Below are 13197 nucleotides of genomic sequence, written 5' to 3'. Positions count from 1 at the left end.
CGAACGACTCCAGCCGACGCTTAGCGCCGATGCGTTGCCTTGATCGCCAAGCGCTCGGCGAGTCCGAGCATCGCATTGATGATGATTTCGAGGAATATGATGATGGCCGAACCCGCAAGCATCATCGCATAGTCCTGCATCGCCAATCCGTCGATGAGATAGCGTCCTAGGCCTTCGATGGGCAGATAGGCAGCGACCGTCCAAGTGGCGAGAATCTGCACGCTCGCCGCTCTCAATCCGGAGACGATCACCGGTAGCCCCAAGGGGATCTCCACATGAATCAGCACCTGCCATTCGGTGAATCCGACGGATCGCGCGGCGTGCGCAAGTTGGGGGTCGACCGATTCGATTCCTGAGTAGGCTCCGGAGAGAATCGGTGGGATGGCGAGCAGCGACAATGCCAGCAGCGGGGCTTTCAAACCGATTCCCAGCCATAGGGATATCAGCAGCAGCATGCCGAGGGTGGGCAGGGATCGCATGGCGCTGGTCAGCGGCACGACGAAGGCGCGGCATCGCCCGGTGTGGCCAATCCATAAACCGACCGGCAGCGCCACCGCACTAGCCAGTACCAGTGTGGCCGCGCATTGCGCGAGATAGATGCCGGTTCGCGCAGGAATGGATGTGGGACCGGACCATTGCGCCGGATCCGCAAGCCATGACAGCATGCCCAGATAAGCGTCATTCATCGTTTTCCTCCCTCGTCGATGCACGACGCTCGGCGCGTCTCCACGGCATCAGCAGATCGCCCAACCAGACGAGCGCACGATCGTAGACCAAAGCGATGGCCAGCGTCGCGATGATGCCAGTGATGATTTCCAACGGAAAGTCACGTTGATACCCTTCGAGAAACAGGGAACCCAGCGATTCCACACCGGTGAGGGAGCCCACGGTAATCAGGCTGATCGAGCTCGCCGACACCACACGCAGACCTGCGAGAATCACGGGACCCGCCTGAGGCAATTCCACGTCCAGGAAACGACGCATGCGCCCGTATCCAATGGCGGCCGCCGCGTCGATCAGCTCCGGATCGACCGACGCAAGAGCATTGGCGCAGGATTGCGCCAGCAACGCGACGGCATAGATGGTCAACGCGACCTCAAGATTCACCGGACTGAGGATTTTGGTGCCAAGCAGGGAAGGGAGCAGCATCAGCAGCGGCAGGGATGGAATCGCATACAACGCTCCACAGAGCGCAATCAATATGGAGCGCATACGTCCCGTCACGTTGAACAGCCGTCCGAGCGGTACGGAAAGCAACAATCCCACTGCTATCGGCATTAGGCTGTACGCGGCCTGCCGCCCCGCCAGCATGGCGATGCGGTCCACGTTCTGCATCAGCCAGTTCATTCGCCCGTCTCCGTTCCGGCGTGGATCTGCGGGTGTCCCGCTTCGATGAAATCGCGGACCCAGGCGTTTGCAGGAGCGGAAAGCACCCGGTCAGGCGTGTCAAGCTGCTCGATGCGCCCGTGGGGCCCGATCACGGCAAGACGGTCGGCGAGCAGCAGCGCCTCGTTGATGTCATGGGTCACGAAGACCACCGTGGCGCTAGTATCGCGCTGAATCCGCTTAATCTCACGCTGAAGGTCACGCCGCACCACCGGATCGATGGCGGAGAAAGGCTCGTCCATCAGCAGCGTGCGAGCGCCGGCCGCCAAGGCCCGTGCTACGCCGACACGTTGCGCCTGGCCGCCGGAAAGCTGGGATGGATACCGTCTGGCCAGCGACTGGTCGAGGCCGACGACCGGCATCAGTTCCAAGGCTTTGGCCCTCGCCTGGCGACGTGACATGCCGTTGAGAAGAGGCGTTGTGGCGATGTTGTCGACAACGGTGCGGTGAGGCAGCAGGCCGCCACCTTGGATAACATAGCCGATGGAACGGCGCAATGCGATTGGGTTCAGGCTCATGACGTCTTTTCCCTCGACACGCACCTGTCCCTCGGTCGTCTCCTCCATGCGGTTAATCAACCGGAGCATCGTGGTTTTGCCGCAACCGGACGGGCCGACGAACACCATGAACTCCCCTGTTTCGACGCTCAACGTCAGGTTCTCTATGGCGACGGTTCCATCCGCATAGGTCTTGTGCACATGTTCAAACTCAATCATTGTCTTTTCCTATATGGAGCTCCTGTTTCAGCGCTTTCACGTATGCCGTGCTCATCGCGGCAAAGACCTGGCGCATCTCCGGATCGATAACATTGATTGCGCTGATCTCCGCGTTGCGCAACGGGTCGAGGATTTCCTTGGCCATGCGCCGCCCTTCCTCGGTGAGACGGAGCCGACGCTCTCTGCCGTCTCCGCCCGTGTGCTCGACTTCCTCGACCCAGCCGTTGTTGCGCCAGCCTTTGAGCGTCATGTTCACCACCTGCTTGGTCGCATATGTGCGCGAGCAGATGAACCGTTGCGTGATCGGAGCGTCCGCGTAATACATCCACAGCAAGATGTCCAACGCCTTGCCGTGCAGACCCTTGCTGCGCGCGTAATGCTCATGGACCGCCATCTGGTCGTTGAACGCCCTGATGACCTCATGCGAGGCGTTCGCCTCCTGGGGGTGTTCCAGTTCGTAGTCGCTCGACGCGTCCACTCGCTGCTGTGTCATGATGCCGCTCCTTTGTCGCTGATATTGGTGAGAACCACTGCTTTTCCAAAGCCTTGTTCATGCTCCACGTATTCGTGCGCTTGCTGTATGTGAGCAAGGTTGAATACCCGTTCTGGAGCAACTGGGACTTGCCAGCGTTCGATGTAGGAGAACATGTCCTGCACCGATTTGCCATCCACATCCCCCGAATAGCAGCCGGTGAGCCGCACTTGCCGCCTCAGATCCATAATTGGGTCGAAATCGTCTAGGGTCCACTGTCCGCCGAGTTGGCCCGTGCTGCATACCGTACCCGTTTGCCGTGTATGCGCAATGGAATCGCGCAGAGTGGCGGGCCCCACCAATTCCAGCACTTTGTCGAACCGTTCGTCCGCACCGATGTCGAGATGCCCGTCCTCGTCATGGATCACGCGGTCGAACCCCACACTCATAAGTCGACCGGCCTTGTCCATATGCCTCGTGGATGCAACGAGTCTTGAATCGGGAAAGCGCGCCTTGACCAGCCGGCAGAACGCCACGCCAACGCCGCTCGCGCCCGCCCGTACCAGAACCACGTCCCCGGCTTGGATGTCCAACGTAAGCATCGACTGATACGCCGTGTAATACGTCTCTGGCACGGCAGCAAGATCCGCCCAGAACAAATCGGTGCGCACCGGATGGATCTGCGCGTTAGGCAATAGCGCGTACTGCGCGTACCCGCCATCGAATTCGCGTCCTATGCCGCCCATCATGGAGACGACTGTCTGTCCCATGGGCAGGCGCTCTTCGTCACTGGTTTGTTCGACCAACCCGACACATTCGATGCCAGGTATACGAGGCAACTGCACCGAGGGGGAAAGCCCTTGCCTGGTGAAGATCTCCGAATGGTTAATGCCGAAGCCCTTCACCTTCACCACGCTCCAACCAGGCTTGGCATGGGGTTTCGGTACGGCGGTAAGCTCCAGCGCCTCTGGTCCTCCCGGTTTGCGCAACACCGCTGCCATCATGCTTTCAGCCATGGATTCTTCCTATCAATCGTCGGATGAATGGTTAGCCCGGCCATTCAGTACAAGTCTTGTACCAATTTATAGTACAAGACTTGTACTATTTAAACCAACGTATCGCACGAAGCAGGCAAAAAGCCATCCGCCATGCCATCACCAAAGGCGCTCAGGATGCAGGGCCGGCATAGCGTATAGAGTGCGGAGCTCGGCAAAGGCATTGCCAACGGGTTGAAGCAGCTCCCGGAAATCAAGCTGCCCAAATTCGGACGAGGTAAGAAATAGACCGAGGGAATCACGCCGTGAGCTGGAAGCACATCTTGGATTTTGAGAGACATCCCCAGCTCACGTTACTGGTAACGTTCTGTGCGCCCTTCAGTCATCAACTCCGTTCTTCGGCATCCGCAATCATCCTCATCAATGAATCATGAGCGAAATCCGAAGCCGCCGCTCAGATTCGTGGCACATCGAAAGGATCCTTCTTCGTAAGCCGCACCTGCGCCTGTTGCTCCACATATGGCTGCAGAGTCGTCAACACCTGCGGTATCTCGTGGGTTACGGCATAATACAAGCGATCAAAATCAAGCCCGTCATAATCATGGGCAATCCAATCGCGCATACCGCTCACGCCACGCCATGGAACACCGGATTCTGACTCGCGGAATTCCTTCGAAAGCTTCTTGACATGCTCCCCCGCTCTGGCAATTGCCATAGCCACGGCATTCTGCTTCTCATCATTCTCAGCGAATTCCTCAGAGCTCAACTCTCCTAGGAATCGTTGCGCATCATGAAGCGCACGAACTATCGCGACGATATGCAGGACATCTTTTTCTGTCGTTTCCATAGCACAACTCAGATAATACGGAACATCGGCTTGGAGGTGATGGAATTGACGAATAGCACACGCTGCATTTCAGCCAGCCTATCCTGCAATTCAGTGGTGATGTATTGCTTTTTCACCAAGTCAATATCCCGGCCAAAAGTCGATGCGAGGTCATCGCGCAAAGCCCACTCATCAATCATCGGATTGGCCGTGTCATCAAACTTGTAGATGAAATCGATATCCGAATCCGCGCGTCCCTCGCCGCGGGCCATGGAACCGAATAGATACAGTTCATTGACATGGTGTCGCAGCGCGATAGGACGAGCAATGTCCGCTATCCGCTGCGGTGTAGTGGCCCGTGAAATCGCATCAAGCGCATTCTCATAACGCTGGATAAAAGCCTGTGTCGGGTTTCCTCTCACCGCACGCGACAATACGGGATCGGTCACGCCCATGGATTCAGCCACATTTTTTTGCGAGAAGCCCAATCGTTTGCGCTTTTCATTAAGCTCGTGCATTATTCCCATGCCAACATATTAGCTTACAAGCTAATTACAGTGCAAAGCGTTTTGAGTGGAACGTTGGATGACATCTCCAAGAAATCGGTCTGCTCTTTCGTATATCTCCGCAAGCTTCCGATTGAGTCTCAGTTTTCCCCGGAATGCGCGGCCTGCAAAATGCGTATATGCTCTCGGCGAGTGGCCTTGTCCGTGATATTCAACTCCTCCAGCTTGCTCGCCACGGCATTCATATCGAGTCCCATGCATAGCGGATGGTCGAGGACCACGGACTTCAGATCGTCCGTATGCACCACGAATTCGCGGTCGGAATGCGTCTTCACCTTGAATTTGGTGTGATTCGAAAAGCAGACGATGGAGATGAAAGCCGAATCATCCAATCCCAGCAATTTCTTCAGACATTGAATATGACCGTAATTCTGCCGCAAAGGCGAGTGGATCTTTCTTTTGCCTTTACCAAGATACGAGAACCATTCCGGATATTTAGAATCACCAGCGGGGACGCAACGAGTGAACTAAGAGCAGATTCGTACAATACCGTCTGCCGACTTGCCTCAGAAGATATGACGGCAAGCCGACAGACAGTATTGTGATATGACCCGGGAATCGTTACTTGGATTCGATGGCCTTGTGGAAGATGGCGATGACCAGTACGTAGACGGCTGCGGCGAGCACGACGAGCACACCGCCGAACTGGCCCATGGCGTCGGAGGCGACGCCCATGATCGACGGCAGGATGGCACCGCCGATCAGACCCATCATCATCAGGCCGGAGACCTCGTTCTGGCGGTCGGGCTGATCAAGCAGCGCGTTCGACAGGAACAGGGAGAACACGTTGGAGTTGCCGAAGCCGATCGCGGCAACGCATACATAGAACAGCCACTGGGGAGGATTCGAGGAGACCAGGGAGAACGCCGCCAAACCAAGCGAGGCGACCACCATCAGGCCACCGCAGATCAGCAGACCCATACGATTGCTGATTCGCGAAAGCACCAGGCTGCCGGTGAAGCATCCGATCAGACGGAACGCGAAGAACACGGAGGCGGCACCGGCTGCAACGGTCAGCGGCACATTGGTGTGCTCCATAAGGATGCGGGGCGACTGCGCGTTCACGCACACATCGATGCCGACATGGCAGATAATGCCGATGAAGCATAGCAGTACGGCACGGTTGCCCAGCAGCTTGAAGCATTCCACGATTCCGGTTTTCCCGCTGCGCGCCGGCTCTTCCTCGATCTTGTCAAAGAACAGCAGTGCACCGACCAGAACGCCCACCACGGCATAGATGGCGTACAGCAGCCACCACGAACCGAAACGGGACATGCCCCAGCCCGCGATGATGGGGCCGAACACCGAAGCGAAGGTCTTGATGAACTGTCCGGCCGTCAACGTGGAGGCGAGACCATCACCTTTGACGAAGAGCGTCAGCAGCGGGTTCAGCGATACCTGCATCAGCGTGTTGCCGATGCCGAGCAACGCGAACGAGGCGACGATCAGCACCAGCCGCTGGGTGGAGCCACCGGGGCAGGCGACATATGCCAGGACCGGCAAAACCATCGCCCCGACCGTGACCACAATGGACAGCAGCACCGTGTTCCGCCGGCCGATGCGGTTCATCAGCATGCTTGTCGGCACCGAGAAAATAAGGAACCAGAAAAACACCATGACGGTGAACAGGTTCGCTATCGAATCGGTCAGGGAGAACTCGACCTTGACATAGTTCGTGGCCGTGCCGATCAGGTCGACAAAACCCATGACGAAGAACGTGGCCATGACCGGAATCAACGTCTTGAGACGCCCGCTTCCAACGCTCCTGGCACTTCCGACGTTTTCGTTTTGTCCTACAGTTTTCTCGTTTGCAGCACTCATCATCCGCTCCTATCCGCTTATCCGCTCACAAATCCAACGTTTCGACTTCAACAAACGCGTCTGCCTGGTCCTTGTGCTCGGCGATACGCTTCGCATTGACCTCATCGACGTTCATGACCCACTGGCGTGCGTAATCCGGCTCCTTACCGAACTGGATGTGCCGTTCGATCAGACGTTCGCGACGCAGATCGTCGTCGACATCCACATACCAGACCTCGCTCATCGCGGCGCGCACGCCCTTCCACGCATCGGTGCCGTCAAGCAGGTAGTTGCCCTCCGTCACCACCAGGCGGGTCCAGGGGAACACCGGAATCGCACCGGCCAGCGGCTGCTCAAGATCGCGTTCGAACATCGGGGCGTAGATGACGCCATCCTCGCCGTCGAGAATGCGGAACAGCAGGGAACGGTAGCCACGTGCGTCGAACGTGTCGATGGCCCCCTTGCGGTCGAGCCTCCCCAGACGGCGAAGCTCCACGCCCGCCAGATGGTAGCCGTCCATGGGAACCCATGCGGAGAAATCCTCGCCCTCGATGGCCTTGCCCGACGAGGTGTATTCGGCGGGCACGCCGTTGGCGAACGATTCGGCGAGAATCTGCGCAAGCGTGGACTTGCCCGCGCCGGGCGCTCCCACGATGCCGAGAATGACGCGCTCGTTGCGTTCCAGCAGACCGGCCACTCTGCGCTTTGCCTCCTCGACTCCCTTAATGATATCCACCATCGTTGAACTCCTTTGTTGTATTTGCGGTTTTGGGGATTGTACTCGTCAAGTTCTTTCTTACGAGCTGTTTTGTACTTAAGTATCATATACTTATGTATATTATTATACAAAACTAAGGCGTGTTGCGTTAGTATACTTACATATTCGGCAAATAAGGCGTTCGGTTTTATACTGAATCTATGACCAGCAACGAAGACAGCACACCAATCCCAATGGATGAGGGGACCATAGTCCTGCTCAACCTCCTGAGGCACCACGGGGCACAGACAAGGGCGAGCATCGCTGAATCCACCGGGTGGGCCCGCCCTACGGTGAACAAACGGCTCGAACGACTTACCGACATCGGACTCGCCACTCCCCTGCAAATGGACAATTCCACCGGAGGCCGCCCGGCAAAGGGGTTCGCGTTCAACCCGGATGTCGCATGCATCATTTGCATCGACATCGCCACAGCGTACACCACAATCGCACTATGCACTCTTGACGGCAAAATCCTCACCTCACGCGAAATTCCCCGTGGCGCAGAACATGACCCCCACACCGTTTTGCCGGAGCTGTGTGAGATAAGCGACGGACTGCTTGCCGAGACCGAGCACGGCACTCCGTGCTCGGTCTCCATTGCAGTGACCACACGAGTCGAGGAACCGACTGGGCAAATCATCGAAGCACCAGTAATGCGCCACTGGGAACGTCTCGATCTCCCCGGCTTCTTCAATACCCGCTACCGCGTGCCCGTCTTCGTCGAAAACGATGCGAACATCCGTGCGCTCTACAAGGCACGCAAGCTGGCGGACCACAGCGAACGGCAGATCAGCGACCTGATTTATATCCACGCGGGCATGGGACTCGGCGCAGGTATCATCTCGCACGGCGAAATCCTGCATGGCGCGTTCGGTGGAGCCGGCGATATCGGGCATATCCACGTATTCGGGCAGACCGGAGCGGACAGCCCATGCCGTTGTGGGAACATCGGCTGCGTCGAGGCCTCGGCTGGAGGTTGGGCCATCATCCAAAGCCTCAAAGCGCTTGACCGCGATGTCAGCACCTTGGCCGACGTGGTCTCCCTCGTTCAACAAGGTGACCTTGAAGCCGTGCAGCATGTCAGGAGGGCGGGAAGACTCATCGGCGACGTAATCTCCGCGGCCATCAATCTGCTCAATCCCTCGCACGTTGTGATCGGAGGCGAGCTGTCCCAATGCGGGGAGCTCTTCATATCCGGCATCCGCGAACGCGTCTGGGGCAGGGCCCAACCTCTCGCCACCAAGAACCTGCACATCGAGGTATGCCCCGATGACAGTCGGGCCGGCGTCATCGGACTATCGTATGCGGCAGCCGACAAGATACTAGGTAATGCAACGCTCGCCAATGGTATTTTTCGCAGCTGATCGCCTTCGTCGCCATTGTGGACCCGGCCGGTGTAGGTTGCCCCTTTTGCCGCACCGCAGGCGAGTATGGTGGAGCCCATGCAGTATGTATTCGAGTCTTCCGATATGTCGTGCAAGGTGCCGGAAGCCGATTCGTTCAAGACGATATTCGAGGGATTGTCGTTCGCCGTCGAACGTGGCGAGATCGTCGATCTTGTCGGCCCGTCCGGTTCGGGCAAAAGCAGTCTGCTCACCGCGTTCGCCCAGCTGAATCCGCATGCGCGTGGCTCCATGAAGCTTGAAGGCTGCGCGGCAGACGAGTTCACGCCGCAGCAGTGGCGCAGCCAAGTGGCGTATCTGCCGCAGAAGGCCCTGCTCACCGGTTCCACCGTGGCCGAGGCAATCCGTCTACCGTGGACGCTGCGCATCCGCAATACGGATGCTGGCGCGAACCGTTCCTCCCGCCTGCGTCGCCTGTTCTCCCGCCAGTCCCCCGACGCCCAGGCAAGAACGATGCTCCCCGATGAGCGCATCCGCGTCACGCTCGACAGCATCGGTTGCGAGGACATCGACCTCGATCGCGCCCCGCACGATCTGTCCGGCGGCCAGGCGGCACGTGTGAGCCTTGCGCGCACGCTGCTCACCGATCCCAAGGTGCTGCTGGCCGACGAGGTGGACGCCGGACTCGATGACGAGAACGCGGACAAGGTCGCGGCCATCATGGCGCAATCCGCGGCCCGCGGCATGACCATCATCCGCATCAGGCACCGACCGCCGGACGGCCGAGCCTCGCGGATCATCACATTGGACGGCGGCACGCTCACCGAAATGTACATGACCGGCCAGGGGAACGACCGGTACAACGCCCAGGAGGCACAAGCATGAGCGGCAACTACTATTCGATCGACATCTGGGGCTTGCTCGTCGCGCTGGCGATGGTGGCCGTGGCGGCCGGTATCTCCGGCCTGATGCGTATGGGCATCGGCAAGACGCTCTTGTGGTCGGCCTGCCGTGCGCTGCTGCAATTGTGTGCAATGGGCTTCATCATGGCCTTCGTCATCCATTCCGGCAACCCGTGGTTCATGCTGCTGCTCATCGCGTTCATGCTCATCGCGGCGGTGCAGATCACGCTCTCCCGCGCCAAGGGCGTGCCGAAAGGACTCGCCGGCCCGGTACTGCTGAGTCTGGTGCTCACCATGCTCATCATGATATCGCTGGTCACCGAACTGGTGATCCGCCCGCACCCTTGGTATGCGCCGCAGCTGGTGGTACCGCTGACCGGCATGCTGCTGGGCAACACCGTGTCCGCGACTGCCGTGGGATTGAGCCGTTTCTTCGAAAGCATGCGCGAGCGCCGCGACGAGGTCGATACGCTGCTGGCGTTGGATGCCACCGCGTGGGAGGCGGCACGTTCGAGCATGGTGTCGTCGATCCGTCTGGGCTTGATGCCGACCACCGCGTCGTTGGCGTCGGCAGGCATCGTGACGGTGCCGGGCATGATGGCCGGTCGGATCATCGCGGGCGGCGATCCGATCGATGCGGCGAAATACCAGTTCATGGTATTGGCGTCCATTGCGGCGCTCACGCTGCTGACCGACAGCATCATCATGGCGATGGCGTATCGCAAGTGCTTCACCTCGCTCGACCAGTATCAGCCGATCGCGAAGTGACGATATAGCCGCCGTCCGCCGACCGTTATTCCGGCCTTTCCTCGGTGCCCGTTGCCGTTTGGGCAGCGGGCACCGTCATTTCGAAGAGGCGCGTCTGCGACTGCAGCACGCGGAACACCGCCTGCACGTCCCGCATGAGTTCGGGAACGGTGAATTCGCCGCCCGACTGCAGGACCATATGCATCTGCGCCGTGGCAAGATTGAAATAGATCACGGCCTGGCGCTCCGTGTCCGCCGGGTCCTGCCCCGTCGGCATGGCAAGACGCTTGTAGAAGCCGACCAGCAGATCGAACAGCCTGTCCCTGAATCCCCCGACCGAAGTATGCACCTCCCACAATGCCAGCACTTCGTTCCTGCGACCAAGCAATGCATTGCACAGCATCGTGAAGTGCTCCTGCGTGGGATCCTGCCGGAACCGTTCCGCGCCGGCAATGAGCTGGTCCGCAAGGCCGTCCATCATCCGCACCGCCAGATCGTCCTTGTCTCGGTAATGGTTGTAGAAGGTCTTGCGGTTGATCATCGCATGGTCGAGGATGTCCTGCACAGTGACGCGCTCATAGGACTTCTCCCCGAGCAACGTGATGAACGATTCGCGGATCAACCTGTCGGTCTTCAGCACACGCAGATCCTTCCTGCCTGTGAATCTTCCGCTCGTCACGGTCGCATCCGCATACCCGCTGTTCGACCTGTCAGTCATTTCCTTCACGACGTCCTCCAGCTTTCCTCATTCGATGCGACACCGACACCGAATGTGAGAATTCCAAGAATTTCTCCACAATAATATACATTCTGTGTATTAAGCAACGCTTTATGCCAATATGTCCATTGTGGCATGCAATGCACATGAATAGATTCCTTGCTTGGCAGCCGGGCGTTCCCGGCATTCATACGACCCATACGAAAGGCAGTCATATGCCCAAGCAACTGAAAAACCCGAAAGTCCTCGCGCCGCTCGGTGTGATCTGCGTGCTCCTGACGCTCTGGAGCTGCATGTTCTACCCCATGCTGCACGCAACCCCGAAGAACATCCCGTTCGCCATCCTCTCGCTCGACAATGGTGCCAAGACAGCCGCCGGAACGGTGAACGCCGGCAAGACGATGGTGCAGAAGATCACCTCGGCAACATCCGCGAGCGATGGCGACTCCCCGATCGCATGGACCGAATTCAAGACAAGGAACGCACTCGACAAGGCCATGGACGACAACGACTACTATGCCGCGGTCGTCATCTCCAAGGACTTCACCGCCAAGCAGGTCGCCGCGAAGCAGGCCCAGACGCAGGCCATCGCCAAGCAGGTGCAGGCGCAGATGGAAGCCAAGATGAAGGCACAAGCCCAAGCCCAGGCACAGGGCGTCGCTCCGAATGCCACGGCCCAGAACGGCACATCCACGGCAGCCCCATCTCCCTCCGCGCTGGCGCAGTCCACGACCACCACAAAGGACATGCCGGTCATCACCATCATCACCAACAGCGCAAAGAACCCGACCGTCACCCAGAACATTACCGCCTCGATCACCTCCACGCTGAAACAGGCTGGAGTGAACGTCAAGACCTCGGCCGTGCACGACTATGATCTGGGAAACGCATCCGGCGCGGCCATGCTGGCCCAGCTCACCGTGGCGCCAACCGTTTTGATGTCCGCCGTCTGCACGCTCATCATGTATCTGCTGACCAAGCCACGCAAGAACGCCTCCCGTAAGGAACGTCTGATCACTGTGGGCGTTCAGGCATGCTATGCGGCCGTCCTGTCGCTGTGCGTGGCCGGCGCGACCTGCTTCCTGATCACCGTTGTGGGCGGCATGACCATCCCGACCGGCGCAGTGCTGCCGTATCTGTGGATCTGCAGCTTCTGCCTGATGCTGCTGGTGCTTGGCATGGCCACCATCGTCCTGCCGTTGGCTGCACTTGCGATGCTGACCGTCATGTTCACGATGAGCACGGGGTACACCGCGTTCGAGGCGCTGCCGGCATTCTGGCAGGATTGGATCTACCCGTGGACGCCGGCACGCTATATCGCGGACGGCATTCGATCCATCGTTTTCCTCGGCCAGGGCGCGTTCAACTCCACATTGGCCCCGCTTGCGGTGTGTGCCGTAATCGGTCTGGTCGCCGCCGGCATCGGCATGGCCGTGCACTGCGGCAGAAAGACACCGGCGCGCGGATGAAGCGACATGCAGCCGACGGCTGTGGGAATATGATGAAATCGAACGTCAAACGTTTCGAGGAAACGTCACGCGAGACGACATCCGACAAGTGAGCAAAGGAGCCAAACATGGCAACAGCCGAAGGAAAGCACATCGCGATCGTCACCGGAAGCGCTCTGGGTCTGGGCTACGAGCTGGCACGCCAGCTCATCGGCAAGGGCTGGCTGGTGGCCGGCATCGACTTCAACGCCGAACGCCAGGCCGAGCTTGCCGACAGGTTTGGTGCCGACAGCTATCGCGCGTTCGTCGGCGACGTTTCCGACGAGACCTTCGTGAACGACTCCATCGCCGAGATCGCGAAGCTTGGCCATATCGATCTGCTGATCAACAATGCCGGCCAGCCCTCGTTCAAGGTGCCGACCGGCTATGTCGCGGCCGACGTGGACAAGTGCCTGAAGGGTCTCAAGGGTATGATTCTGTGGAGCGTGGCGACGTTGAAGGCCTGCGGCGAGCAGGAT

Annotated in this window: 15 protein-coding genes and 1 pseudogene; 5 read left to right on the top strand and 11 right to left on the bottom strand. The window is 58.9% G+C overall.

Annotated features, from left to right (window positions below; translation table 11 throughout):
* Positions 1-20 precede the first annotated feature (20 nt).
* The 10 genes and pseudogenes from ACR0P8_RS02740 to ACR0P8_RS02695 all read right to left on the bottom strand — a co-directional run bounded on the left by ACR0P8_RS02740 (position 21) and on the right by ACR0P8_RS02695 (position 7500).
* Positions 21-686, bottom strand: coding sequence for an ABC transporter permease (locus ACR0P8_RS02740; protein WP_432623432.1), 666 nt, complete (start codon positions 684-686; stop codon positions 21-23).
* Positions 679-1347, bottom strand: a complete 669-nt coding sequence (locus ACR0P8_RS02735; RefSeq protein WP_432623430.1) for an ABC transporter permease — start codon at positions 1345-1347, stop codon at positions 679-681. Before ACR0P8_RS02735 ends, ACR0P8_RS02740 begins: the two co-directional genes overlap by 8 nt.
* Complete coding sequence (locus ACR0P8_RS02730; protein WP_432623428.1) at positions 1344-2102, bottom strand: ABC transporter ATP-binding protein; 759 nt, start codon at positions 2100-2102, stop codon at positions 1344-1346. Before ACR0P8_RS02730 ends, ACR0P8_RS02735 begins: the two co-directional genes overlap by 4 nt.
* On the bottom strand, positions 2095-2595 hold the full coding sequence (locus ACR0P8_RS02725) for a MarR family winged helix-turn-helix transcriptional regulator (protein ID WP_432623426.1): 501 nt from the start codon (positions 2593-2595) through the stop codon (positions 2095-2097). Before ACR0P8_RS02725 ends, ACR0P8_RS02730 begins: the two co-directional genes overlap by 8 nt.
* The gene (locus tag ACR0P8_RS02720) at positions 2592-3590 is read right to left on the bottom strand and encodes an alcohol dehydrogenase catalytic domain-containing protein (RefSeq protein ID WP_432623424.1); all 999 of its coding nucleotides are present in this window, start codon (positions 3588-3590) and stop codon (positions 2592-2594) included. The genes ACR0P8_RS02725 and ACR0P8_RS02720 overlap by 4 nt, the downstream gene beginning before the upstream one ends.
* A gap of 433 nt (positions 3591-4023) precedes the next feature.
* Entirely contained in the window at positions 4024-4416 is a 393-nt protein-coding gene (locus tag ACR0P8_RS02715) for a HepT-like ribonuclease domain-containing protein (protein ID WP_432623422.1), read from the bottom strand.
* A gap of 8 nt (positions 4417-4424) precedes the next feature.
* A complete protein-coding gene (locus tag ACR0P8_RS02710; protein ID WP_432623420.1) occupies positions 4425-4913 on the bottom strand; it encodes a nucleotidyltransferase domain-containing protein in 489 nt (162 codons plus the stop codon).
* 128 nt (positions 4914-5041) lie between these two features.
* Positions 5042-5395: pseudogene (locus tag ACR0P8_RS02705) on the bottom strand (nuclease-related domain-containing protein); the annotation flags it as partial.
* A gap of 127 nt (positions 5396-5522) precedes the next feature.
* A complete protein-coding gene (locus ACR0P8_RS02700; RefSeq protein WP_432623418.1) occupies positions 5523-6785 on the bottom strand; it encodes an MFS transporter in 1263 nt (420 codons plus the stop codon).
* 22 nt (positions 6786-6807) lie between these two features.
* The gene (locus tag ACR0P8_RS02695; protein ID WP_432623416.1) at positions 6808-7500 is read right to left on the bottom strand and encodes a nucleoside/nucleotide kinase family protein; all 693 of its coding nucleotides are present in this window, start codon (positions 7498-7500) and stop codon (positions 6808-6810) included.
* 179 nt (positions 7501-7679) lie between these two features.
* Here ACR0P8_RS02695 and ACR0P8_RS02690 point away from each other — a divergent pair, with 179 nt between their 5' ends.
* The 3 genes from ACR0P8_RS02690 (at position 7680) to ACR0P8_RS02680 (ending at position 10534) form a co-directional block, all read left to right on the top strand.
* Positions 7680-8885, top strand: coding sequence for an ROK family protein (locus tag ACR0P8_RS02690; protein WP_432623414.1), 1206 nt, complete (start codon positions 7680-7682; stop codon positions 8883-8885).
* Positions 8886-8963: 78 nt separating this feature from the next.
* Complete coding sequence (locus ACR0P8_RS02685) at positions 8964-9749, top strand: ABC transporter ATP-binding protein (protein WP_432623412.1); 786 nt, start codon at positions 8964-8966, stop codon at positions 9747-9749.
* Positions 9746-10534 (top strand): ABC transporter permease, encoded by a 789-nt coding sequence (locus tag ACR0P8_RS02680; RefSeq protein WP_432623410.1) that lies wholly within the window; start codon positions 9746-9748, stop codon positions 10532-10534. The genes ACR0P8_RS02685 and ACR0P8_RS02680 overlap by 4 nt, the downstream gene beginning before the upstream one ends.
* A gap of 25 nt (positions 10535-10559) precedes the next feature.
* Here the strand turns inward: ACR0P8_RS02680 and ACR0P8_RS02675 are convergent, their stop codons facing one another.
* The gene (locus ACR0P8_RS02675; RefSeq protein WP_432623476.1) at positions 10560-11231 is read right to left on the bottom strand and encodes a TetR/AcrR family transcriptional regulator; all 672 of its coding nucleotides are present in this window, start codon (positions 11229-11231) and stop codon (positions 10560-10562) included.
* 215 nt (positions 11232-11446) lie between these two features.
* Here ACR0P8_RS02675 and ACR0P8_RS02670 point away from each other — a divergent pair, with 215 nt between their 5' ends.
* Positions 11447-12700, top strand: a complete 1254-nt coding sequence (locus ACR0P8_RS02670; RefSeq protein WP_432623408.1) for an ABC transporter permease — start codon at positions 11447-11449, stop codon at positions 12698-12700.
* 107 nt (positions 12701-12807) lie between these two features.
* A partial coding sequence (locus ACR0P8_RS02665) for an SDR family NAD(P)-dependent oxidoreductase (RefSeq protein ID WP_432623406.1) occupies positions 12808-13197 on the top strand: 390 nt, incomplete at its 3' end.

This window comes from Bifidobacterium sp., assembly GCF_050874245.1.
Taxonomy (GTDB): domain Bacteria; phylum Actinomycetota; class Actinomycetes; order Actinomycetales; family Bifidobacteriaceae; genus Bifidobacterium.
The sequence above is the reverse complement of the archived record's forward strand: the minus strand, read 5'-3'. Positions and strand labels throughout refer to the sequence as shown.

What these genes read in the sequence shown, in the direction of transcription:
- ACR0P8_RS02685 (WP_432623412.1), top strand. Translation starts at nt 8,964, where the DNA reads ATGCAGTATGTATTCGAGTCTTCCGATATGTCGTGCAAGGTGCCGGAA.
- ACR0P8_RS02680 (WP_432623410.1), top strand. Translation starts at nt 9,746, where the DNA reads ATGAGCGGCAACTACTATTCGATCGACATCTGGGGCTTGCTCGTCGCG.
- ACR0P8_RS02675 (WP_432623476.1), bottom strand. Translation starts at nt 11,231, where the DNA reads ATGACTGACAGGTCGAACAGCGGGTATGCGGATGCGACCGTGACGAGC.
- ACR0P8_RS02720 (WP_432623424.1), bottom strand. Translation starts at nt 3,590, where the DNA reads ATGGCTGAAAGCATGATGGCAGCGGTGTTGCGCAAACCGGGAGGACCA.
- ACR0P8_RS02670 (WP_432623408.1), top strand. Translation starts at nt 11,447, where the DNA reads ATGCCCAAGCAACTGAAAAACCCGAAAGTCCTCGCGCCGCTCGGTGTG.
- ACR0P8_RS02695 (WP_432623416.1), bottom strand. Translation starts at nt 7,500, where the DNA reads ATGGTGGATATCATTAAGGGAGTCGAGGAGGCAAAGCGCAGAGTGGCC.
- ACR0P8_RS02725 (WP_432623426.1), bottom strand. Translation starts at nt 2,595, where the DNA reads ATGACACAGCAGCGAGTGGACGCGTCGAGCGACTACGAACTGGAACAC.
- ACR0P8_RS02735 (WP_432623430.1), bottom strand. Translation starts at nt 1,347, where the DNA reads ATGAACTGGCTGATGCAGAACGTGGACCGCATCGCCATGCTGGCGGGG.
- ACR0P8_RS02710 (WP_432623420.1), bottom strand. Translation starts at nt 4,913, where the DNA reads ATGCACGAGCTTAATGAAAAGCGCAAACGATTGGGCTTCTCGCAAAAA.
- ACR0P8_RS02715 (WP_432623422.1), bottom strand. Translation starts at nt 4,416, where the DNA reads ATGGAAACGACAGAAAAAGATGTCCTGCATATCGTCGCGATAGTTCGT.
- ACR0P8_RS02700 (WP_432623418.1), bottom strand. Translation starts at nt 6,785, where the DNA reads ATGATGAGTGCTGCAAACGAGAAAACTGTAGGACAAAACGAAAACGTC.
- ACR0P8_RS02690 (WP_432623414.1), top strand. Translation starts at nt 7,680, where the DNA reads ATGACCAGCAACGAAGACAGCACACCAATCCCAATGGATGAGGGGACC.
- ACR0P8_RS02740 (WP_432623432.1), bottom strand. Translation starts at nt 686, where the DNA reads ATGAATGACGCTTATCTGGGCATGCTGTCATGGCTTGCGGATCCGGCG.
- ACR0P8_RS02730 (WP_432623428.1), bottom strand. Translation starts at nt 2,102, where the DNA reads ATGATTGAGTTTGAACATGTGCACAAGACCTATGCGGATGGAACCGTC.